Genomic DNA, 22,602 nt, shown 5'->3' on the forward strand with positions numbered 1-22,602 from the left:
GTGCCGGACGCGCTGAAGTACTGCCCCCAGCCGCCGGAATTCCCGGCACCGGAATCCTCGGCCGTCTGGAGCGATGCGTCCGTGTGGGTGCCCTGGGCGCTGTGGGAGGCCTATGGCGACGACACCGTACTCAGGGACCAGTATGACTCGATGGCTTCGCACACACGCCGGGTGGAAGGCCTGCTATCGCCCKCCGGGCTCTGGGATGAAGGCTTCCAGTTCGGCGACTGGCTGGACCCGGACGCCGCGCCGGACCAGCCGTGGGCCGCAAAGGCGGACACCGGCGTCGTCGCCACCGCATGCCTCTACCGCACGGCGTCCATCACGGCGGCTACGGCTGCGCTCTTGGGGCACGACGCCGACGCCGCCGCGTTCGGCCGCCTCGCCGAACGGGTCAAAGCGGCCTTCAACACCCACTACGTTGCCGCCGACGGCACCATCCACAGCGACTGCACCACCGTCTACGCACTGGCCATCGCCTTCGACGTCCTGCAGACCGGCCAGCAGCGGGACTTTGCCGGCACCCGCCTCGCCGAACTGGTGCGGAACAACCAATACCGCGTCTCCACGGGCTTCGCCGGAACCCCGTTTATCACCGGCGCCCTGGCCGATACCGGACACATCGAGGAGGCCTACGGGCTCCTGCTGGAACAGGAGTGCCCGTCGTGGCTGTACCCGGTGACCATGGGAGCCACCACCGTCTGGGAGCGCTGGGACTCCATGCTGCCGGACGGCACCATCAACCCCGGCGAGATGACAAGCTTCAACCACTACGCGCTCGGTGCCATCGCCGATTGGCTGCACAAGTACGTGGGCGGTATCCGGCCCCTGGCCCCCGGCTATTCCAAGGTGCTGATCGCGCCCGTGCCGGGAGGCGGCATCGACTGGGCCAAGTCCAGCCTCCGCAGCCCGCACGGCACCATCGCCGTCGAGTGGCGGACGTCGGCGGACGGCGCGCTGGAACTCKACGCKATGGTCCCTGACGGAGTGGAGGCGGAGATCCGGCTGCCGGGACAGGACTCCCGCACCGTGGGTGCCGGCGCGCACCGTCTGACGTCCGCCGCGGTGTAGGCGGCGGCCGTCGTTTCGTAAGTTCTCCACTATCCACCCCGCCGGCGGGAAAACAGGCTGGTAACTGAAGACACCCCACGATCAGGAGCATGAAAGAATGACCTCCACGAGCTTTGACGCCGACGTCGACGAGGCGATCCGCACCCTTCCGGTGGCCGAGAAGATCCGGCTCCTGAGCGGCTCCGGGCTGTGGTTCACCCAGGCCGAGCCGCGCCTTGGCCTGCCGAAGATAACCGTGTCCGACGGACCCGTGGGGGTCCGGGGCCACCGCGACAACGAGGCCGCGGGCTCGGTGAACCTCCCGTCCGCCACATGCCTGGCGTCCACCTGGGACCGGCGGCTGTTGGCCCGGGTGGGCAGGCTGCTGGCCGCCGAGGCACGGCGGCAGGAGGTCGACGTGGTGCTCGGACCCACCATGAACCTGCACCGCTCGCCGCTGGCCGGCCGGAACTTCGAATGCCTGTCCGAGGACCCGCTCCTCACCGGTGAACTGGCAGCCGCCTATGTCGACGGAATCCAGGGCCAGGGCATTGGTGCCTGCCCCAAGCACTTCGTCGCCAACGAGGCGGAGACCGAACGGATGACCGTCAACAACCTGATCGACGAACGGACCCTGCACGAGGTGTACCTCGCACCGTTTGAACGGGTGGTCAAACAGGCCCGGCCGTGGATGATCATGGCCGCGTACAACGGCGTCAACGGCAAGCCCATGACCGAAAATCCCCTCACAGAGAACCCGCTCAAGACCGAGTGGGGATTCGACGGCTCCGTGGTGTCCGACTGGCATGCGGTGTACTCCACCGTGGACTCGGCCCTGTCCGCCACGGACCTCGCCATGCCGGGACCGGAGAAGCTGTGGGGCGACCCGCTGGTGAAAGCCAACGCGTCCGGGCTGGTCCCCGAGGCCGTGATCGACGGGAAAGTGCGCCGGCTGCTCACGTTGGGCCGGCGCGTGGAGGAGGGCCGCCGGCAGGAACCGGGGGAACCCGAAGCCGGGGCCGCCGTCGCCCGCGAGGCCGCGGCGGCAGGATTCGTGCTCCTGGAAAACCACGACCGCATCCTCCCGCTCACACCCCGGGACATCACGTCCCTCGCCRTAATCGGCCCGGCGGCCACGGACCCCCGGACCCAGGGCGGCGGCAGCGCCTCGGTGTTCCCGTCCCACACGGTAGCGCCCGCCGCCGGCCTGCGCGCCCGGCTCGGCGACGGCGCTCAGCTCACCACGGTCCAGGGCGCCTGGCTCTCCGACGGCCTTCGCGAACCCCGCGACGCCGAATGCCACGCGCCGGGCCAGGCGCCGGGTCGTGCGCCGGGCTCCGGGCAACGGCGTGTCCGGCTAACCTGGCGGGGAGCCGCCGGGACCCTCGCGGAGGATTACGGTCCCMGCACCACCCTCACCCGTGGCGCCGGGGCCATCCCTGACGGCGCCACCGCCGTCGACATCGAAACAATCTTCACCCCGCAGGTTTCCGGCCTCTGGAAGCTGGGTTTAAAAGCTATTGGGCACGCCACCCTGGAGGTCAACGGCGAGCGCGTGGCGGCCGCGGATTCGCGGCACCGCTACGAGGACATCGAGGCCGTGCTGATCGGTGCGCCGGAGGAAGCCGCCGACGTCGAACTTGCGGCAGGGGAGCCGGTGCGGCTCACGCTGCGTTACACCTGGCATCCGGATGCCACCTTGTTCCGCGTGGGGCTGGCCGTCGGCGAACCCCGCGAGCCGGCCGACCTCGAGATTGCCAAGGCCGTTGCCGCAGCAGGTGCCGCGGACGTCGCCGTCGTCATGGTGGGGACCTCCGGCGTCGTCGAAAGCGAGGGCTTCGACCGGACGTCCCTGGCGCTGCCGGGCCGGCAGGATGACCTGGTCCGCGCCGTCATCGCGGCCAACCCGCGCACGGTGGTGGTGGTCAACGCCGGTGCCCCCGTCGAGATGCCTTGGCGCAACGATGCCGCCGCCGTTCTGCTGGTCTGGTTCCCGGGCATGGAATTCGGGAACGCGCTGGCCGACGTGCTGTTCGGCGACACCGAACCCGGCGGGCACCTGCCGACYACCTGKCCGGCCGCGCTGGCTGACGCTCCGGTCCGGGACACCCGACCGCGGCACGGCCAGCTCGAGTACACGGAGGGGCTCCACGTCGGATACCGCGGCTGGGCACGACAAGCCAGGCACGCCAGTCAAGCCGGGCAGCCCGCCGCCCCGGCGTACTGGCTGGGCCACGGACTCGGCTACACCACGTTCGCGGTGGACGGGTTCAGGCTCCTCGGGGCACCGGCGCCCGGGGACGACCCCCAGGCCGTGCTGACCGTCCGCAACACCGGGTCGAGGGCCGGAAAGTATCTGGCACAGATCTATGCGGACGCCCCGGAATCGGCAGTGGAACGCCCTGACTTCTGGCTGGCAGGCTTCGCTACGGCCCTGATCCCGGCCGGGGAACGCCGGGAGATCATGGTGACGCTGCCCGGGCGGACCTTCCAGCACTGGAACACCGTGCGCGGCTGGTGCGGCGAGGCGAGCACCTTCAGGATCGCGCCGGCCGAGCACGCCGGGGCCGCGCCGGCCGCTCTGTCCGGACCCCTCGCAGCATCCACTAGCCCGGCGGCGCCTGTTCCCGCTAGTGACCGTCCCCGCCCATAACTGAACGCGGTAACCAGCCGTGAACCACCCCGACCTCATCAGGAGCGCAGCATGACCACTACTGAAACCGCAGGAAGCGAAATGGCAGGAAGCCCCGACGCTCCGGCACCCCCGGCCGGAGCCGCGGGTCCCGCCTTCCCGGCGTTCGATGGCCCGGGCACGGCGGTCCACGTGTCCGAGGTCTCCGACGTGCACCGGGAAGTCAGCTACGTCAGGACTATCGGGTTCCGTGCGCTCACCATGGACATCTGGCTTCCGCGGACCGGCGGGGACGGGGGCCAGGGTAAGAGTCCGGTGCCGCTGGTGCTCTGGGTCCACGGGGGCGCCTTCCAGCTGGGCGACCGGCGTGAGCTGCCGCCCACGTTCCCCGTGAATTCGGTCTTCTCCCGGCTCAACGMGGCAGGGATCGCCTGTGCGACCGTCGACTACCGGCTGGCCCTCGAGGCAGCCTTCCCGGCCCAGTTGCATGACCTGAAAGCGGCGGTGCGGTACCTMCGCGCCCACGCCCGGGAGCTGGGGATCGATCCGGACCGGATCGGCGCCTGGGGCGAATCGGCGGGCGGCCACCTGGCGGCGCTGCTGGGCCTGACCGGCGGCCGGGAAGACCTCGAAGGCGGCATCGGCGCGCAGGGGCCCTMCAGCGCGGTCTCCGCCGTCGTGGACTTCTATGGGGTGTCTTCACTGCCCCTCATGCCCCCGATGCAGCTCCCGGACGGCCTCCTTGCCGGCCCCATGGTTGCCGCCGTACCGGCCGGGATGAGCCTGGAACCGGGKCCCATGCTCGTTGGCGGCTCCGGCGACCCGGAGCTGCTGGAGGCCGCCAGCCCGCTGGGCCACGTCAGCGCAGACGCGCCGCCGTTCCTGCTGATCCACGGCGACAGCGACGCTCTCGTGCCCTTGTCCCAGAGCAGGATCCTCTCGCAGGCGCTTGACGCCGCGGGCGTCCGCAACGAGCTCGTCGTCGTCGACGGCGCAGACCACTGCTTCTTCGGCGCGGAAGACCGGATCGACAGCATCCTGGACGCCGCCGTCACTTTCCTCTCCAACGAATTGAGCCAGCCATGATCCCCGCCACCATCCGCTACCCCTACCAGGACGCCGGCCTGCCTGTCGGGCAACGCGTCCAGGACCTCCTGTCCAGKCTCTCGCTCGAGGACAAGGCGGGCCTGATGTTCCACGGCGCGCTCCCGTTCGCGCTCGGGACAGGCCCGGCCGAGGAGTTGATCCGCGAGCGCCGGATCAACCACTTCAACATCATTGGCGCCGCCACCCAGGCCAGGGAACTCGCCGCATGGCACAACAGCATCCAACGGATCGCCGCGGAAACCGGCTGGGGCATCCCGGTCACACTCTCCACCGACCCCCGCCACGCCTACACGGACAACCCGGGCACCGGGGCCCTGGCCGGCCCGTTCTCCCAGTGGCCCGAAGCGCTCGGCTTCGCTGCCGTCGGGGACCCCGACGCCGTGGAGGAGTTTGCCGATGTCGCCCGGCAGGAGTACCGTGCGRTCGGCATCCGGGCCGCGCTGCACCCCCAGGTTGACGTCTTTACCGAACCGCGCTGGTCCCGCGGTGCCGCCACCTTCGGCGAGAGCGCCGAGCTCGCCGCGGATTTGGTGGGCGCCTACGTCCGCGGCTTCCAAGGCGAGACGTTCGGGACGGAGTCCGTGTCCACCATGACCAAGCACTTCCCCGGGGGCGGCCCCCAGCGGGGCGGGGAGGACCCGCACTTCAGCTACGGCCGCGAACAGGTCTATCCCGGCGGCAACTTCGACTACCACCTGCTGCCCTTCCGGGCAGCCGTCGATGCCGGCACGCGCCAGATCATGCCGTACTACGGCATGCCGGTMGGGACCGAGTACGAGGAAGTGGGCTTCGCCTTCAACAAGCGCATCCTCACGGAACTCCTGCGGGAAGAGCTCGGCTTCGGCGGCATCGTGTGCTCGGACTGGGGCGTCCTCACCGACGGGGACATTTTCGGCAGGGTGTTCCCGGCCCGCGCATGGGGCGTKGAACATCTGACCCCCGAGGAGCGGCTGCTCAAGGCGCTGGACGCCGGTGTGGACCAGATTGGTGGCGAAAGCTGCRTTGAACTCATGACCGGCGCTGTCCGGGCCGGGAAGCTCAGCGAGGACCGGCTGGACGTCTCCGTCCGCAAGCTGCTGGAGGAGAAATTCCTCCTGGGGCTGTTCGAGAATCCCCTGGTGGACGCGGCCGCCGCTGACACGTCGGTGGGAACCCCGCAATTCCGGGCGGCCGGGCGGGCCATGCAGCGCCGATCCTACACACTTCTCACCAACAAGGACGTCGACGGCGTCCCGACCCTGCMGCTGACMGAAGGGGCGAGGGTCTACCTCGAAGGCCTCACGGCCGGGGACCTGGGGCCGGGCTTCATCGGCGTCCCGACGCCGGAGGCCGCGGACCTCGCGGTCCTCCGGCTGCGCACCCCGTTCGAAGTGCGCGGCKAGGGCTTCGAATCCTTCTTCCACTGCGGCAACCTGGCCTTCGCACCGGAGGAGATCGAGCGTGTCACCGCCATCTGCCGGGCCGTCCCCAYGGTGATCGACATCAACCTCGAACGGCCCGCCGTCCTGCCCGAACTCGCCGAACACGCCGCGGCCCTGCTGGCCAACTACGGATCCGACGCGGACGCACTCGCGGACGTCATCACCGGACGCGCCATGCCGGAGGGCCGGCTGCCCTTTGACCTCCCGCGGTCCATGGCCGCCGTGGAGGCCTCCCGGGAGGACATGCCGTTCGATACCGAAGACCCCGTCTTCCGTTATGGCCACGGTCTGTCCCTGCCGGCCGCGGGAGACGCCACCTTTGAAGACGCCGCCGGCGCGCGGGTTCCGCTGCCCGGTGCTGAGCCCGTGGCGGGGCGCCGGCCATGAGCCTGGATCCGGACCTCGCCGGCGCGCTCCACCACCTGGCCGGCGCGGGGTCGTTCACCGATCTCCTGGCCCAACCCGGCGGCCCGGAGCGGCTCGAGGCTTTCAGCGCCGGCAGCCTGCCCTATGAGGCGCCCGACGTCCGCGTCCGGGAAGCCGAGGCGCGCGGACCGAACGGTCCCGTCCCGCTCAGGATCTACGGTGGCGCCCCGGKCCATGCCGACGCTCCAGCGCTCGTCTGGATGCACGGCGGCGGATTTGCCGGCGGCGGGCTGGACATGCGCGAAGCTGACCAGCTGGCCAGGGAAGTTGCCGCCCGGAGCGGCGGCGTGGTGGTCTCGGTGGACTACCGGCTTGCCCGCGACGGCGTGCACTTCCCCGTACCGCACGAGGACGTCCTCACCGCCTGGCTCTGGACCGTGGAGCACGCGGCCGAGCTCGGCGCGGACGCCGGCCGGGTGTGCCTGGGCGGCGCCAGTGCCGGCGGMAACCTCGCCGTGGGCGCCGCGCTCTACCTCAAGGACGCCGGGCTGCCGATGCCGGCCCGGCTGCTCCTCGCGTACCCGTTCCTGCACGCCGAACTGCCCGCGCCCGGCGGCGTGGCCGGAGCCGACGGCACCGCAGACGTGCTCGAAGGACTCCCGCGGCTCCTGCGGTTCACGCCGGATGACTGCCGCGCGTTGGTGGAGAACTACATCGGCGGACCCGTGGCCATGGCGTCGTCCTATGCCATGCCCGGGAACGCGGACCCCTCCGGGTTGCCGCCCGCGGCGATCATCGCCTGCGAATATGACGACCTGCGCTACTCGGCGGAAGCGTTCGCGGCCGGTCTCCGGCAGGCGGGAACCGACGTCGATTTCCGCCTTGAGGCCGGTGCCATCCATGGGTACCTGAACCAGTCCGCGGGGCTCCGGATCGTGCAGGACGGCCTCGCGTTCCTGGCGAGGGCACTCGTGCAGGCAAAGCCGTTCCAATGATTGAAATGCCCGGTGCCTGGCCAGACCGGCATCAGACACCCTTGATGAGGACGCCGGGACACCGAGAGATGCCGGCAAGCAGCAGAAGGAGCCGAAGATGACAGCAGAACAGGTCCTGAAAGGGATCGAGTTCGCCTGCCCCGAAGTCTCCGAACCTTTGCTGCTGGACGTCTACCTGCCCCCCGCAGACCACACCGGGAAAGGCTTCCCGGCCATCGTGCACTTCCACGGCGGCGGCTGGCGGGCGGGGGAGCGGTCCTCGCTCGGCCCGGTGCTGGACGGCTTCGGCTTCAGCCCGTTCCGGCGGCTCACGGACGCGGGGTTCGTCGTAGTCTCGGCCGATTACCGGCTCAGCACGACCGCACAGTTCCCGGCGCAGCTGGAGGACGCGAAGGCCGCCGTGCACTGGCTCCGGGACCACGTGCAGGAGTACAGCGTGGATCCCGACCGTATCTACGCCTGGGGCGACTCCGCGGGCGGACATCTGGCCAGCCTCGTGGGGCTCGCCCCCGCAGCCGCCCCAGCGGGAGCCGACGGCGACACTCCCGGCGAGGTCGCAGCCGTGGCCGGCTGGTACGCTCCCGCGGATCTGCCCCGGATGGGCGAACAAAGCCTGCCCAACGCCGTCGCCCGCGCCGACGACCCCGGATCCCGGGAGGAACTGCTCATCGGGGCGGTCCTGGCCGAGGCTCCCGGCAAAKCCGCGGCCGCCAGCCCCGTGAGCTATGTGTCACCGGCGGCGCCGCCGTTCCTCCTGATTCACGGGACCGCAGACCGCTTCGTGCCYGCGGCCCAGTCCACGTCCCTCGCGGCGGCGCTGGAAGCCGCCGGCGCCGACGTCGAACTCCTCCTGATCGAGGACGCGGACCACATGTGGATCCTGCCCGATCACAGCCAGGCGGCCGCGKAGAAAGCCATGGACGCCACGGTGGACTTCTTCCTCCGCCGGGCGCACGTCCCCTGACAGAACCGTCCCCGTACGGCCACGAGCCGCAGGCTGCCGCCTGATCCAGGTAGCTGCCCTGGGTAGCTGTACAGGGCAACTTTGCCGTGCCGCTCTGCCGTTCCACTATCGCGCCGACCACGAATACGCTTTCCCATCACCGCGCCCCTCCGGGCGGAACCCGAAAGGCCCTCCACATGCAGTACATAGGCATCACCCACGACGGCGCGGCATGGGTCGCGGCCCTGGCGGACTCGCGGGTCTACCCGCTGGCTCCCGTTCAGGACTTCTGGGCCGATGCCGCCGGCTGGCAGGAAAAGTTCGGATCCCTGACAGCCGACGGCGGCCCCTCGCTGGACCGCGCCGACGTCACCGAAGTGCCGCTGGTCCCGCCGGCCGCCCGGGTCATCTGCGTGGGATTGAACTAYAAGGCCCACGCCGCCGAGGGTTCCTTCTCCGTGCCGGACTATCCCACCCTGTTCGGCCGCTGGACCGCGTCCCTGTCGGTCGGCAACGTCCCCGTGCCGGTGCCCGCCGGCGAGGCCGGACTGGACTGGGAAGGCGAAGTTGCCGCCTACGTCGGCCACCGGGTTGAATCCGCCGACGAAGCCACCGCCGCGGAGGCCGTCTTCGGCTACTCCACCTTCAACGACCTCACCGCGCGCCGGGCCCAAAAGCTCACCGCCCAGTGKACCCTGGGCAAGAACGGCGACTTCAGCGGGCCCCTCGGCCCGCTGGTCAGCCGTGACGAGGCCGGAGACCTCCGCGAGGGCCTGCAGGTCCGGACCAGGGTCAACGGAACCGAGGTCCAAAACGGCAACACCCGGGACATGATCTTTTCCGTGCCGGCCATCATCGCGCTGATCAGCCAGACGCTCACCCTGCATCCCGGAGACGTCATCGCCACCGGGACCCCGGAGGGCGTGGGCTACGTACGCACCCCGCCGTGGCTCCTGCAGCCCGGCGACACCGTTGAGGTCGAGATCGACACGCTGGGAACGCTGACTACGCCCGTGGGCGGCCCTTCACTACGGGCACGGGCCTGATGACCGCCGTCGACAACGCGGCCCTGGCTGACCTGCAGGAGCAGACGCCCGTGCTGATCGCCGGCGGGGGACCCAGCGGGCTGTTCCTCGCCTTGGACCTGGCGCACCGCGGCATCGCGAGTGTCGTGATCGAGCCGCGGACCGGCATCGACCCGGACAGGCCGCGGGCCAAGACCACCAACGCGCGGACCATGACCCACCTGCGCCGGCTCGGGCTGGCAGACAAACTCCGCAACGCCGCCCCGCTGCCCGTCGGGTACGCCCAGGACGTCATCTTCTGCTCGGCCCTCACCGGCCACGAAATCACCCGGTTCCGCCAGGCGTTCCAGCTGTCCCCGGGACGCTACGGCCCCCAGCCGGAAGGCGGCCAGCAGGTCCCGCAGCCCGTCATGGAAGCCGTGCTCCGGGAAGCGGTCGCCGAATCCCCGCTCATCACGCTGCTGACCGGCCTGAGCGTTGAGGACCTCGACATCAACCAGGGCAACGGAACCCGGAATTTCGGCCCGCGGCGTTTCGGCTCGCGCGTGGCGGTGTCCGACGCGACGGGGCGGCGCAGGGCCATCGACTGCAGCTTCGTCGCCGCGGCCGACGGCGGTTCCTCCACCGTGCGCCGACGCCTCAACATCCGCCTGGACGGCGGTTCCGCCGAGCTCTCCAACATCAGTGTCCTGTTCCGCTCCGAGAACCTCGCCGCCGCGATCGCGCTCGATCCGGCGGTCCAGTACTGGGTCCTGGGCCCCGCCGTGTCGGGCATGGTGGGACGGTTGGACCTCGGGAGCACCTGGTGGGCCATTATCCAGGGCGTTGAAGGCAGCGCATCCCCCGACGCCGGAAGCCTGGTCCGCTCCCTCGTGGGGACCGACGTCGACGTCGAGATCATCGCCACCGATCCCTGGACCGCGCGCATGCTGCTCGCCCCGGGGTACGGGCACGACGGCGTGTTCCTGGTCGGCGATGCGGCACACCTGAACCCGCCGTGGGGCGGTCACGGCTTCAACACGTGCATCGGCGACGCCGCCAACCTGGCCTGGAAGATCGCCGCCGTCCTCGACGGCTGGGCCGGGCCCGCCCTGCCGGGCAGCTACGAGCTGGAACGGCGTCCCGTGGCGGCCCGGACCATCCGGGACGCCGCGGCCAACGGACAGGCGCTCGCGTACCACTTCGCGGACCCGGCCCTGGGCCTGGAAAATGCGGAGGGCGCAGCGGCCCGGCAGGTGGCCAGGGACGCGCTGGCCGTCAAACAAAGTGAGTTCGACTCCCTCGGACTGGTGCTGGGCTACGGCTACGGCTCCTCGCCGCTGGTGGTTCCGGACGGCCTGCCGGTCCCCGCCGAGGACCCCGTCGCCTACATCCCCTCCGCGAGCCCGGGAGCGCTGCTCCCGCATGCCTGGCTCGATGCGACGACATCGCTGTATGACCTGCTGCATCCGGGCTTCACCCTCCTCGTCGACCGCGAAAGCCTGGGCGCCCGCACCGCCGGGCAGGCCTACGCAGCAGTCACAGCCGCCGCCGCGGTGCGCGGCATTCCGCTGGCCGTCGTCGCCGTCGGCCCCGACCAGCTCGGGACCGCCATGTCCACGCACTGGCAGGCCGACGCGGTGCTGGTCCGGCCGGACCAGCACATCGCCTGGCGGGGGAACGCCCCGGCAGGGGCYGCCACAGCCATTGGCGTGGCCGCCGGCTGGCCGCTGGCAACACCTTCCGAAGACCCAGACAGGAGTTCGCGTGTCCGAGCCGTMCTTCCGTGACTATCTCTACCCGCCCGACCATCCGCGCGTGGCCCGGATCCGGGGCCWTGATGCCCGCGGCTATGCCGAGGCGGCAAAGACCGACTCCTTCGCCGGTCCCATGATCCAGGGCTGGGAGACCCTGTATCCGCAGCCGTTCACGGGGGTGACCAGCGACGGCGTCGTCCGTCCCGGGCTGTACCCGCTCAAGCCTGCGGCGGCGGGGGAGGAAGCGCCCGTGGCCGCGATGGTGGCGGCTGCGAGGAAGCTGCTGGAGACCCTCACGCCGGACCAGACCGGTCAGCTTTGTTATGAGGTGGACGCCCACGAATGGCAAAGCTGGGCCAACCCGGAATTCATGCAGCACGACACGGGACTGCGGCTGGACGAGCTGGACCCGGACGTGCGTGAGCTGATCCTGGCAGTCCTGCAAGCGGGCCTCAGCCCGGCAGGGTTCGAGCTCGTGCGGAACCTCATGCGGATCAACGGGTTCCTCGGCGAGCTCGTGCAGCTGCCGGCGCTCATGAACGAGTACAGCTACAACGTCGCCCTGTACGGGGAACCGTCTGAGACGTCGCCGTGGGGCTGGCAGCTCTTCGGCCACCACGTGGCGCTCAACGTTCTTATGGCAGGGACCCAGCTGGTGGTCTCGCCGGTGTTCCTTGGGGCGGAACCGGACAGCATCGACGCCGGCCCGCACMGGGGCGTGAAGGTCTTCAAGGCGCGGATCGCCCTGGCGCGGCGGCTCATGGCGTCCCTGCCCGGGCCCCTGCAGGACAAGGCCACAGTCTTCGCGGACATGCAGGACCCGGCCATGCCCGAGGGCCGCCTGCATCCCGGGGACGAACGGCACCTGGCCGGGTGCTTCCAGGACAACCGCGTGATCCCCTACGAGGGCATCCCCGTCAGCGAGATGCCGGCCGCAGCACGCACGATCCTGGACGAGCTCGTGGAAGACTCCATCGCGCTCCTCCCGGACGGGCCGCGGACCGCCCGCCGGCGGGAGATCGCGGCCCACTGGGACGAGACATGGTTCTGCTGGATTGGCGGCTGGGAGGCGKAGGACGCCTTCTACTTCCGCCTGCAAAGCCCCGTGCTGGTCATGGAACTGGACCACCACACAGGAGTCTTCCTCAGCAACGACACCCCGGCTCCGTTCCACATGCACACCGTCATGCGGACGCCGAACGGCAACGACTACGGACGCGCATTGGTCCGCCAGGCACTCCGGGCCGCAGACCGGGCGGCCGTGCCGGAGCAACAGCGCGCTCGCTGACCTGTCCCTCAACCGAACCCCAGCATGCGCCAACGGAAACTACCGAACGCCCAAGGCCCGGACTTCCTCAGGAAGTCCGGGCCTTGGCTGTCTCCGGTTCGGCGGCGGGAACCGCGGCCCGCCGCCGTCGTGCGTCGTGATCTCCGGCGGTCAGATGTCCAGCGCTGCGCGGCGCTGGGGCGGGGGACCCACCACGGTCAGGTCCATCTCGGCCTGGGCGCGTCCGAAGCCTTCCATGTCCATGTAGGGCTCCCCGCCCTCGGTGTACATGTAGTCCTCGGTGGGCTTGTTGAAGTACTCGAAGAAGCCGTTGAAGACCGACGGCGTGAGGAACCCGACCATCTGGGTATTGTGGGAATCGAACGCGAAGGAGTGGATGGTTCCCGCCGGAGCGTGGAGGAAATCGCCCTTGGTGAGCAGGACCTCGCGACCGTTGGCGTAGATCCACATCCGGCCCTCGGTGCAGAGGAAGTTTTCCGTGTGCTGTTCGTGGAAATGCAGCGGAATATAGGGAGACTTGGCGCCCTTGGTGTGGACGGCAAAGTAGTTCGATCCCGTATTCGCCGGCCGGGACAGGTACGTGAACATGGTCTGGTAACTCACCAGGCGCTCGCCTTCTCCGGCGCTGAGGAAGTAGGGGCTCTGGGCGGCCGGCAGTCCGGCATCCTGCCGGAAGGACGGTGCCACCGGCTCGACGTCGGGGAACGTGATGCCGAATTCGGCGCCCGCCTCGGCACACTCGCGCAGGCTGAGCCTGCGGCCGGCCGTGACCGGCGGGACGTGCGAATCGATGGGCGTGCCGACGCGTTCGTAGTATGCCTCTGCACCACCGGGGGTCATCCAGTTCAGGAACCGGGTGTAGTGGCTGGCCATCCGGTACGCGTGCGGCGTTCCCGGCGGGATCACCACGGAGTCCCCGGGCGTAAGGATGCGGCTTTCGCCGGGGAGCCAGACGTGCAGGATACCGTCAAAGACATACAGAGTCTTGTGCTCCACCGCGTGGCTCACAAAGGGCGATTCGGCGCCCATGCCACCGGAAATGTAGGCGGCGCTGAAGATCCCGCCGGTGTCCGCCGCGCGGGCGATAACTGTGACGAGCTGGCCGTTGATCTCATAGCGGGCGCCCTCGCCGGAGGCCATGTAATACGGCACGGCTTCACCTGGCAGCACATTGGCCGCCGGGAGCTGCTTGTTCATTTCCTCAACACTGAGGGACATCGCTTCCTTCTTTCCAGTCAGTGGACCGCGGTCTGTCCACAACACTGCCTCGGATTCCMTGGTGGAACGACATCTAATTCCAATGGATGAAACACTTCCGATGTCGTCCGCCGCACGGTGGACCTCCGCGGAGGGATTTGGGATGGTTCGACGCCGGATTTGAGGCGGTTTTGTGTCCGGCTAAGGCTGCCGKTCCTGGGGCCTAAGCGTCTGCGGGGTTCCCGGGTACGGTCATAAGTCCCTGTTTCGGGGTCTGTCTCCGCCGATAGGGTGGCGTGAGGCGCATGGCGGTCCGTAATGCGAGCCGGTGCGCCTCCAGCCAAGAAACCGGGGGGTACGTTGTCCAACGATCTAGCCATGGCCGGGTTTTCCGGCGACGCGGGCCGCGCAGCGCTGACGGAGCCGTCAGGAGGTAATGACGCCGTCGTCCCGTCCCGGGACCGGGTGATCCCGCCAGCGTCGCAGGTGGCCACCTGTGTGGCCTACTGCCGTGACCATTGGCCGCCACTCTAGGGGGCATTCTGCCGGCCCCGTKCCGGAGGCCGMGCGGCGCGGTTGACTCCTATTTACCTAGGATTTACGTACCCGACCTTGTGAGCGTTCCAAGGCTGCAGCGAGACTTTTAACACGGGCTGACGGTACCTGTTCAGCCAGAAGAACCAAAMCAGCGGGCAGCAGCGAAGCTTTCCCATCCGCTCTGTGGCAACGATGTCCGGAAGGGGAGCCCGCCAATCGGGAGGATCATCATGGCAGGCACATTTGAACTATTTGTTGACGTCGATGCCTGCTTCAGGTTCCGGCTCAGAGGCCCGGACGGGGCAGTGCTGGCCGTCTCCACGGCCTTTGTGGACAAGCCCGCCGCCGTCGCCGGCATCACGGCCGTGCGGGAGTACGCCGGCATGGGGCTGATCAGTGACTTGTGCCCGTCGGKGCAGGCCGACGTTCCGGCAGCACCGCGGCCCAGGCCGGCCTCCACCACGGTGCCGGGTGTGGACCGGCGGGTGCACGACAACGACCTACGTATCCGCGCCAGAGCCCTTCGGCGTCCGGCGCACGGGGGCGCGATCGGCGTCGTCTGACGCGGGCGGCCGGAGCAGTCGGGGCCCCGGCGGACCGGCTGCGCGCGGGAGTCTGCCGCTACGGGGCCATCCCGGCGTGGACCGGAACAAACTCGATCTTGTTCGCGGGGTGCACCGTCTTTTTCGGTGCGCGCGAATATCCCTTGGCGTCCAGGTGGTTCTGTGCGCGGTAGACGGCCAGGGCCTCGTCATAGATGCCGTTGAGYCGGCGCCCGGAGTAGGCCTGCTCTGTGCCGTCATTGAACGTGATGTTGATGAGCGCCGTTTCGGGGAAATGCCGGTTCATGCGGATGAAGCCCTCAGCGTCCTGCTTGAGATTGATCATGTGGTGCCCACTTTCGCGTTCGAGATGTTCCAGTCTCGCGTGTTCGTGCTACCTAATCCAACCAGGTGCCCCCCCATCGTCCGTTGAGGGGGCCGTCCGGTKAGGGCGCCTGTCCGGTGAGAGGGGCCGCACCCAGATGGATGCGTGCCTACTCGGAGACATAGGAGTTCACCGCCTGCTCCAGCACGGGGCTGTAGAGGTCCCAGGAAGCAGCAGGTGCGGCAGCCACCACAACACTGCTTCCCCGGGATCCTGCAACGAGGCAAGCTATTTCCCGGTACCTGTGCGCGCCAACGCGAGTGACATACGTGTCCTCCACGCATGACCCGATGCCGCCCCGGAACGGCATTCCGGCACGGTACGAGACCCGGTCCGCGGATGCGGCGTTCTCGCCTGTGAGATGGGCGAGGCGAAACTCGGGCCAGTTGGACTGTGACTCCTCGCCCTGTTGTGGCGTGGCGTTGAGATAGATCCTGAGCTCACCGTTAGGCCCGGTGACCGTTGCCGATACGCTGCCGCTGTCGCCCGGCGTCGGTGTTGCATCGGATGGGATGGACAGGACTGCGGTTGCGTCCGGGAGTTCCATGGACCGCCACCCTTCCGGTGCCGGTCCGGCGCGGAACCAGGCGAACGGCGTTGTTCCGGACGGAGATGCAGCCGGCGTCCCGTTGCCGGGCGGGGAACTGCAACCGCTGGCGACCATCACCGCCGCCGCCCCCAGCAGCCCGGCAAGGAACCGCGTCCTTGGGCGGCGCGGGCGAAGCGGATCATTGGTGCTACCTATTGCCGTCACCGTCGTCCGGTCCTCCGTTGTTATCGGCATCATGGTCGTTCCCGCCGGGTGTCCGGGCGGGCGGCGGAGCCAGGGGCCGCGGGGCCGGCGCCGCTGGGGGAACGACGCGTCGCGGCGCGGGTGCGGGCGGCCGGACCGCCGGGGCCGGGGGCGGGAGTACCGGAGCCGGCGGCGGRACCGCCGGGGCCGGGGCGGCCGGTGCAACGGCCGGAGGTGGAGCGGGATCAAGGCTTGCAGGGCCCCTGGGCAGTGGTGGTGCACTCCCCGTCGCAGGCACTGGTGTGACCGTGGCGGGGGCGGGTGCCGGCGATGCCGTGTGTCCKGCGAAGCAGGCGCCGAGCAACAGGGTCATGCCCAGCGCAGCGGCGGCATACGCCGGGCGGGAAAACTTCATGGTGCACTCCTGGAGGAAGGCCGGCCGTGTTCAGCCGGGCTGTCCCTAGAACGGGCCCGGCAGCCCGGGGGTTCAACGCGGCCCGGATTTTCAGGCAAAAACGGGACCGGTGAACCGTTAGCGCTCCGGCGTCGTAGTACATGCCAGGAGGCCGAAATGTCCGATCAGGRGGCCGAGCTGCTGCGTTCGCTRCACGAGGCGTACGGCCCGGCGCTGTGGCGGTTCGTCATGCGAATGACCAGCGACAGCACGCTGGCCGACGACGTCGTGCAGGAGACGCTGATCCGCGCCTGGCAACACMCGGCGATCCTGCAACGCCCGGAGGCGGCGGTGCGGGCGTGGCTCTACACGGTTGCCCGCAATCTTGTCATCGATGACCGGCGCAGCGCCCGCAGACGCCACGAAACCCGAACCGATCAACTTCCGGACATTCCGGAAGCGGACAGGGTCGACAGGATCCTGGATGGATGGCTCGTCGCGGATGCCCTGGCCGGACTGTCCGCCGAGCACCGGGCCGTCATCATCCACTCCTATTACCGACGCGAGACAACAGCCGAAATCGCGCAAAGCCTCCAACTGGCGGAGGGAACCGTGAAGTCGCGGTTGCATTACGCATTAAAGGCGTTGCGGCTGGCGCTGCAGGAGGGAGGCGTGACTCGATGAATCACAGTGGCATTGATGAGTACCGCAGCTGGGATGCGGCGTATGTGCTGGGATCCTTGGTGCCCTCCGAGCGTCATGAGTTCGAGGAACACCTGTCCGGTTGCGCGGGATGCAGGGCCGCCGTGGCCGAACTCGCCGGTCTGCCGCCGCTTCTGGCCGCTCTGTCACCCGAAGAGGCACAAGCCCTCGGGCGGAGCGACAGCGAAAAGCCGGCTCAGGGGTTCCTCCCCGCGCTGGCGAAAAGGACGCAGCAAGGGCGCCGGCGCGCGCGACTTGCCGTTGCCGGACTGGTGCTGGGCGCGGCTGCCGMGTCGGGGGCGGTCACCGTTGCGGTTACCACCCCGGCGCCGCCGGCCGTGCAGACGCAGGCGGCATCCGCAACAGCCCTCAACTTCACCCCCGTAGCCGAGAGCACGTTGGTTGCGAAGGGAACACTCACCGGACAGCCGTGGGGAACGCGGATCGACTGGGAGTGCACGTACACGCCTTCCCCGGCGGACGTCGCCACGCAGGCGGGACCCGGCGGTCCCCGCGCCCGGGAGGAGTACGGCTTGGTGGTTGTCRACGCCAGGGACGCCGGCCACGCCGACGGCGACCACCGCTGTCCGGCTCGCCGACATCMGCCGCGTCGAAATCCGTGCCGTCCCCAGCGGGCTGACACTCCTCAGCGCGAGCTTGTGACTCCGGGGCCGGACCGGCCGGATGACGGAAAGGACTCCCGCACGCGGATGCAGGCGGCGGGAGGATCAGCCGGCGCGGGCGGGGCTGAATAGCGGAGACAATGGAGGCGTGACTTCCGCGACCCCGCCACTGGACCCGGCCCGCTCCACCGGCCTCTTTGACCTCGGCTTCATCGGGACGGGCCTGACGTTTGCCGAATCGCTGGCGGATCTCGCTACGGCGCTCCACGGCGGGGGTGCCGGGGCCTCCGCCGTGGTGCAGGCCCCTCCGGGCACGGGCAAGACGACGCTGGTCCCGCCGCTGCTCGCCAACATCGCGGCCGACGGGAAAAGCGGCCGGGGAGGCCGTCCKAGGATTGTCGTCACCCAGCCGCGCCGCGTCGCCGTCCGTTCGGCCGCACGGCGCCTGGCCTCCCTCGACGGCACACGGCTCGGTGACCGTGTGGGCTACACCGTCCGCGGCGAACGCCAGACCGGTCCCGGAACGGTCATCGAGTTCGTCACCCCGGGCATTCTGCTGCGCCGCCTCCTCGCTGACGCCGGGCTTGAGGGCATCGATGCCGTGATCCTCGACGAGGTCCACGAACGCGGGCTGGAGACTGACCTCCTCGTCGGCATGCTCGCCGAAGTCCGCCAATTGCGCGGCGACCTCACGCTCGTCGCCATGTCGGCGACCCTTGACGCGCCCCGTTTTGCGGCACTGATCGGTGACGCGGAGACGGKAAACGACGACGGCGGTCCGGCGCCGGTGGTGGACTGCCCCTCCGCGTTGTTCCCCCTCGAGGTCCAATGGGCCCCCGCGGCGGCGCCGCGGCTGGACGAACGGGGCGTGACCCGGGCTTTCCTGGACCACGTGGCCGACACGGCAGCGGCGAGGCACGCCGCCGCGCTGGCTGCCGGACAGGACGTTGATGCTTTGGTGTTCGTCCCGGGCGCGTGGGAGGTCTCCTACATTGCTGCCCGGCTGAGGGGCCGGAGCCGCGCCGAGGTCCTGGAACTCCACGGCCAGGCCGCCCCGGCGGAGCAGGACCGGGCCGTCTCCGGCCGCGAGCCCGGCGGGACCGCCCGGATCATCGTTTCCACAGCGCTCGCCGAGTCCTCCCTCACGGTCCCGGGMGTCCGGCTAGTCATCGACTCCGGGCTGTCGCGCGAGCCCCGGCGTGATTCCAGCCGCGGGATGTCCGGCCTCGTGACGGGGTCCTGCTCCCGGGCGTCCGCGGAACAGCGGGCCGGCCGTGCCGCACGTCAGGGACCGGGCACCGTGATCCGTTGCTACGACCAGAAAGCCTTTGGCGCCGCGCCGGCCCACCAGACTCCGGAGATTGCGGCAGCAGACCTGACCGGTGCCGCCCTGCTCCTGGCATGTTGGGGAGCCCCCGGCGGCCGTGGGCTGGCCCTGCCGGACGCGCCGCCCCGGGCCGCGATGGACGAGGCCGTTAACGTGCTGCGGGAACTCGGCGCCGTGACGCCGGACGGCCACGCAACCGAACTGGGCAAGCTCTTGKCCCGGGTCCCCACGGACCCCCGGCTGGCCCGTGCCCTGCTGGACGGCGCCGCGACGGTGGGCCACCATACTGCGGCCGAGGCCGTGGCCMTGGTCTCGGGGGACCAGCGCGCCCCGGGCGCAGACCTKACGCGCCTTGTGGCCGCGCTGCGGTCCGGAAGGGACCCCGGCTCCCGGCGCTGGGCGGAGGACGTCCGGCGGATGGAGGGGATCGCGCATCAGGAGGCATCCGGCGTCGTGCCTGCCGTGACGGTGGGCGCCGCGGAGGCGATTGGCTTCGTCGTCGCGCTGGCTTTCCCGGACCGTGTGGCGCGCCGCGTCCCGGGCGACGGGCCGGAGCGCTACCTGCTCACGTCCGGAACCCGGGCCGGGTTGCCGGCCGGCAGCCCCCTGTCCGGGCATGAGTGGCTCGGCGTGGCCGAAGTATCTCGCGCACAAGGGCGGGATGCCGCCGGCACCGGCGCCGTCATCCGCTCTGCTGCGCCGCTGACGGCGGACACCGCGGAGGCCGCCGCCCGCCACCTCCTGAGCGAAACGGTGGAGGCGAACTTTAGCCAGGGCAGGGTCTCGGCCCGCCGGGAACGCCGCCTGGGCGCGATCATGCTCGCATGCACCCCGGTCCGGGCGTCTGCGGCGGAAGGCCGCGCGGCCGTGGCCCGTGCCCTGGCAAGCGAGGGGCTGGCGACCATCGGATGGTCGACGGCGGCAGAGGCGCTGCGCCGCCGTCTTGCCCTCCTCCACCGGGAGCTGGGCGGGCCCTGGCCGGACGTTTCCGAACCGGCGCTGCTGGCCCGTCTGGACGAGTGGCTGGCCCCGGAACTCGAGGCTTTGGCCGGCGGGGCATCCACTGGCGGCATCGACCTCGCCGGACCGCTGAGCAGGCTGCTGCCCTGGCCCGAGGCGGCCCGGCTCGGTGAACTGGTGCCGGAGGCCCTGGCGGTCCCCAGCGGATCCCGGATCMGGATCGACTACCCGGACGCGGACGACACCACGGGCCGGCCCGTCGTTGCCGTCAAGCTGCAGGAGTGCTTTGGCTGGGCTGAGACGCCACGGCTGGCGGACGGGCGCGTGCCGGTGCTGTTCCATTTGCTCTCCCCGGCCCGGCGGCCCCTKGCCGTGACGGACGACCTCGCATCGTTCTGGTCCGGGCCCTACGCCCAGGTCCGGGCGGAAATGCGCGGCCGCTATCCCAAGCATCCCTGGCCCGAAGACCCGTGGACAGCGCCCGCAACAGCCCGGACCAAGCCCCGAAACTGACGCCCGGGCTGACACGGGAGCCGGGACCTGGCGTCGGGCCGCGGCCCCTCACCCCGCGGCCCCTGGCGCCGCCCGGCACTCGCGCGCCAGGGGCAACAGGGGCATGATGAAGGAGGACGACGCCGGCGGACTGCCAGGCACGCGGGACGCCGCTCGAGTGGTCAATAAAGTGATCCCGGCAAGCGATGAAGAGTGATGGCCATGCATTTTGCGTTCGTCTCCATTCCCGCCCACGGACACGTGAACCCGACCCTGCCGCTGGTGGCGGAGCTTGTTCGCCGGGGGCACCGGGTCACGTACTTCACGTCGCCCGACTTCGAACAGCGCATCCGCAACACCGGCGCGGACTTCCACGCTTCCGGCGGCAGCTGGCTGGCATCCTTTCCTGCACTGGGGCCCGGGCAGCGCGCGCAGGCACACCTGATGCTGCCCCTTATGAACCGTGTGTTCGAGGACCTCCGGTCCAGCTTCCCCGCCCTGGTGGACCGCCTCAGGCAGGACCCGCCGGACGCCGTCTGCTTCGACGCGATGACGCTCAGCKGCAGCATGGCGGCAGAAAAGATCCGGGCCCCGGCCATTGCCCTCATGCCCACGTACGCCACGAACGAGCACTTCTCGCTGCGATCGCTGATGCCGGCGCCGCCCCCGGGAGGCGCCGATGAGACGGCGAAAGTGGCGATGGCCATGGGCCGGTTGGTGGCGGAGTTCGCGGCCGAGCAGGGCGTGCGGACGCCGCGGATGTTCGACGGTCCGCCGGCGCCGTTCAACATCGTGTTCCTACCCCGCGAGTTCCAGCCCATGGGCGAGACCTTCGATGATCGGTTCCGGTTTGTCGGACCCAGCATCGGTGGCCGGGACAATGACGGCKACTGGGTCCGCGAGGGAACCGGTCCGTTGCTGTTCATTTCGCTGGGGACCACCCCGCTGAACCGCCGGCCCGACTTCTTCCGGATGTGCGTGGACGCCTTCGGCGCCAMCGACTGGGACGTCGCCATGGCCATCGGGGAACAGACCAGCCCGGCCGAGCTCGGGACCGCTCCGCCCAACGTCCGGATCCGGCCGTTCTTCCCGCAAGTGCAGGTGCTCCGCGAGGCTGAGATCTTCATCACCCACGCCGGCATGAATTCGACCATGGAGGCGCTGTACTTTGCCGTCCCCATGCTGGCCGTGCCGCAGCAACCGGAACAGGCAGCCACCGCCCGCCGKCTTGAAGAACTGGGCCTGGGCCGGCGACTGGCCGCGGAGGACGTCACGCGGGAGGCGCTCCGCGACGGGGTCGACGCGCTCCATGCCGATGCGCAGATCCGGCGGAACCTGGCCGCCATGAGCGAAATTGTCCGCAGCGCGGGAGGTGCCGCAGCCGCCGCCGACGCCATCGAAGCGCACGTGCGGCACGGAGCGGGCCGGTTCGGGGCCGTCGGTTAGGGGAGCGGGAGCACGGGATTACCGCCGTGCACCGTGCCGTGCGTCTTGAGGAACCCAGCCACCGCAGCCGCCAGCGACGCCCCCGCTTCGTCGGCGCTTCGCTTCGCCCCGGCAACGGCAAACGAGTGATCGCCACCCTCACGCCACTCCACGGTGGCGGACGGGCCGATCCTCGCTGCCACGGCCTCCAGCAGTTCCGGGGTGGCGAACGTGTCGCGCGTGCCCTGCAGGAAAAGCATGGGCAGCGTCAGCCCGTAGAGGTGCTCGTCGCGGATTTTCTCCGGCTTMCCCGGCGGGTGCAGCGGATAGCCCAGGTACACCRAACCCGCCGCGGGCATGCCTTCCGCCACCGCCATGGAGGCCATCCGGCCGCCGAACGACTTTCCGGCGGCCCACAGCGGCCTGCCGCCGGAGCGGGACGCGGCGGCATCCATGGCCGCCCGCCAGGCCGCGATTGCCGTCGGCGGCCGGTCCGGGAACTTCTTGCCGGCCTCGCGGTAGGGGAAGTTGAACCGCAGGGTGGCGACGCCCAGGGCGTTCAGGGCACGGGTGAAGCCCACCAGGAAAGGGTGGTCCATTCCCGCCCCGGCACCGTGGGCAACAACGAGGGTTGCGAAAGCGCCGTCGGGGTMTGCGAAGACGCCCGAGACGGCGGCATCTCCGACGTCGATGCTAATCGGGGACTCCGGGGTGCTCATGCG

The 22,602-nt window shown here is 70.1% G+C and carries 18 protein-coding genes; 14 read left to right on the plus strand and 4 right to left on the minus strand.

The window, feature by feature from the left end; translation table 11 throughout:
* From AC1DBQ_RS07405 to AC1DBQ_RS07445, 9 genes are all read left to right on the plus strand, one after another.
* Window positions 1-1,071: alpha-L-rhamnosidase-related protein (locus AC1DBQ_RS07405; protein ID WP_476927887.1), on the plus strand; the 1,071-nt coding region annotated here is incomplete at its 5' end.
* A gap of 97 nt (window positions 1,072-1,168) precedes the next feature.
* On the plus strand, window positions 1,169-3,703 hold the full coding sequence (locus AC1DBQ_RS07410) for a beta-glucosidase (RefSeq protein WP_476927888.1): 2,535 nt from the start codon (window positions 1,169-1,171) through the stop codon (window positions 3,701-3,703).
* A 51-nt stretch (window positions 3,704-3,754) separates the two neighbouring features.
* Window positions 3,755-4,768: an alpha/beta hydrolase fold domain-containing protein gene (locus tag AC1DBQ_RS07415; RefSeq protein WP_476927889.1), complete on the plus strand. Its 1,014-nt coding sequence runs from the start codon at window positions 3,755-3,757 to the stop codon at window positions 4,766-4,768.
* Window positions 4,765-6,597: a glycoside hydrolase family 3 protein gene (locus AC1DBQ_RS07420; RefSeq protein WP_476927890.1), complete on the plus strand. Its 1,833-nt coding sequence runs from the start codon at window positions 4,765-4,767 to the stop codon at window positions 6,595-6,597. The genes AC1DBQ_RS07415 and AC1DBQ_RS07420 overlap by 4 nt, the downstream gene beginning before the upstream one ends.
* On the plus strand, window positions 6,594-7,571 hold the full coding sequence (locus tag AC1DBQ_RS07425; RefSeq protein ID WP_476927891.1) for an alpha/beta hydrolase fold domain-containing protein: 978 nt from the start codon (window positions 6,594-6,596) through the stop codon (window positions 7,569-7,571). Before AC1DBQ_RS07420 ends, AC1DBQ_RS07425 begins: the two co-directional genes overlap by 4 nt.
* Window positions 7,572-7,668: 97 nt before the next feature.
* Window positions 7,669-8,535 carry an alpha/beta hydrolase fold domain-containing protein gene (locus AC1DBQ_RS07430; protein ID WP_476927892.1) on the plus strand — a complete coding sequence of 289 codons (867 nt, stop codon included), beginning with the start codon at window positions 7,669-7,671 and terminating at the stop codon, window positions 8,533-8,535.
* Between the two features lie 176 nt (window positions 8,536-8,711).
* Window positions 8,712-9,560 carry a fumarylacetoacetate hydrolase family protein gene (locus tag AC1DBQ_RS07435; RefSeq protein ID WP_476927893.1) on the plus strand — a complete coding sequence of 283 codons (849 nt, stop codon included), beginning with the start codon at window positions 8,712-8,714 and terminating at the stop codon, window positions 9,558-9,560.
* Complete coding sequence (locus tag AC1DBQ_RS07440; RefSeq protein WP_476927894.1) at window positions 9,560-11,308, plus strand: FAD-dependent monooxygenase; 1,749 nt, start codon at window positions 9,560-9,562, stop codon at window positions 11,306-11,308. The genes AC1DBQ_RS07435 and AC1DBQ_RS07440 overlap by 1 nt, the downstream gene beginning before the upstream one ends.
* Window positions 11,286-12,563: a DUF3500 domain-containing protein gene (locus tag AC1DBQ_RS07445; RefSeq protein ID WP_476927895.1), complete on the plus strand. Its 1,278-nt coding sequence runs from the start codon at window positions 11,286-11,288 to the stop codon at window positions 12,561-12,563. The genes AC1DBQ_RS07440 and AC1DBQ_RS07445 overlap by 23 nt, the downstream gene beginning before the upstream one ends.
* A gap of 150 nt (window positions 12,564-12,713) precedes the next feature.
* Here the strand turns inward: AC1DBQ_RS07445 and AC1DBQ_RS07450 are convergent, their stop codons facing one another.
* Window positions 12,714-13,781, minus strand: a complete 1,068-nt coding sequence (locus AC1DBQ_RS07450; RefSeq protein ID WP_476927896.1) for a quercetin 2,3-dioxygenase — start codon at window positions 13,779-13,781, stop codon at window positions 12,714-12,716.
* A gap of 746 nt (window positions 13,782-14,527) precedes the next feature.
* On the opposite strand from AC1DBQ_RS07450, the gene AC1DBQ_RS07455 reads away from it, so the two are divergent.
* The gene (locus tag AC1DBQ_RS07455) at window positions 14,528-14,860 is read left to right on the plus strand and encodes a YegP family protein (protein ID WP_476927897.1); all 333 of its coding nucleotides are present in this window, start codon (window positions 14,528-14,530) and stop codon (window positions 14,858-14,860) included.
* Between the two features lie 58 nt (window positions 14,861-14,918).
* Here the strand turns inward: AC1DBQ_RS07455 and AC1DBQ_RS07460 are convergent, their stop codons facing one another.
* Both AC1DBQ_RS07460 and AC1DBQ_RS07465 read right to left on the minus strand, forming a co-directional pair.
* Window positions 14,919-15,185 carry a hypothetical protein gene (locus tag AC1DBQ_RS07460; protein WP_476927898.1) on the minus strand — a complete coding sequence of 89 codons (267 nt, stop codon included), beginning with the start codon at window positions 15,183-15,185 and terminating at the stop codon, window positions 14,919-14,921.
* Window positions 15,186-15,333: 148 nt separating this feature from the next.
* Complete coding sequence (locus AC1DBQ_RS07465; RefSeq protein ID WP_476927899.1) at window positions 15,334-15,771, minus strand: hypothetical protein; 438 nt, start codon at window positions 15,769-15,771, stop codon at window positions 15,334-15,336.
* A 757-nt stretch (window positions 15,772-16,528) separates the two neighbouring features.
* On the opposite strand from AC1DBQ_RS07465, the gene AC1DBQ_RS07470 reads away from it, so the two are divergent.
* The 4 genes from AC1DBQ_RS07470 (at window position 16,529) to AC1DBQ_RS07485 (ending at window position 21,901) form a co-directional block, all read left to right on the plus strand.
* Complete coding sequence (locus AC1DBQ_RS07470) at window positions 16,529-17,035, plus strand: sigma-70 family RNA polymerase sigma factor (protein WP_476927900.1); 507 nt, start codon at window positions 16,529-16,531, stop codon at window positions 17,033-17,035.
* Entirely contained in the window at window positions 17,032-17,808 is a 777-nt protein-coding gene (locus AC1DBQ_RS07475) for an anti-sigma factor family protein (protein ID WP_476927901.1), read from the plus strand. Before AC1DBQ_RS07470 ends, AC1DBQ_RS07475 begins: the two co-directional genes overlap by 4 nt.
* 16 nt (window positions 17,809-17,824) lie before the next feature.
* Window positions 17,825-20,476: an ATP-dependent helicase HrpB gene (gene hrpB, locus AC1DBQ_RS07480; RefSeq protein ID WP_476927902.1), complete on the plus strand. Its 2,652-nt coding sequence runs from the start codon at window positions 17,825-17,827 to the stop codon at window positions 20,474-20,476.
* Between the two features lie 195 nt (window positions 20,477-20,671).
* Window positions 20,672-21,901, plus strand: a complete 1,230-nt coding sequence (locus AC1DBQ_RS07485; protein WP_476927903.1) for a macrolide family glycosyltransferase — start codon at window positions 20,672-20,674, stop codon at window positions 21,899-21,901.
* Here AC1DBQ_RS07485 and AC1DBQ_RS07490 read toward each other — a convergent pair.
* Window positions 21,898-22,599, minus strand: a complete 702-nt coding sequence (locus tag AC1DBQ_RS07490; protein WP_476927904.1) for an alpha/beta hydrolase family protein — start codon at window positions 22,597-22,599, stop codon at window positions 21,898-21,900. The two genes, AC1DBQ_RS07485 and AC1DBQ_RS07490, sit on opposite strands and share 4 nt — an antisense overlap.
* Window positions 22,600-22,602 lie beyond the last annotated feature (3 nt).

The organism is Arthrobacter sp. 10T413_2 (assembly GCF_056394205.1).

Coding starts and splice junctions, on each gene's coding strand:
- AC1DBQ_RS07465 (WP_476927899.1), bottom strand. CDS start 15,771: ATGGAACTCCCGGACGCAACCGCAGTCCTGTCCATCCCATCCGATGCA.
- AC1DBQ_RS07450 (WP_476927896.1), bottom strand. CDS start 13,781: ATGTCCCTCAGTGTTGAGGAAATGAACAAGCAGCTCCCGGCGGCCAAT.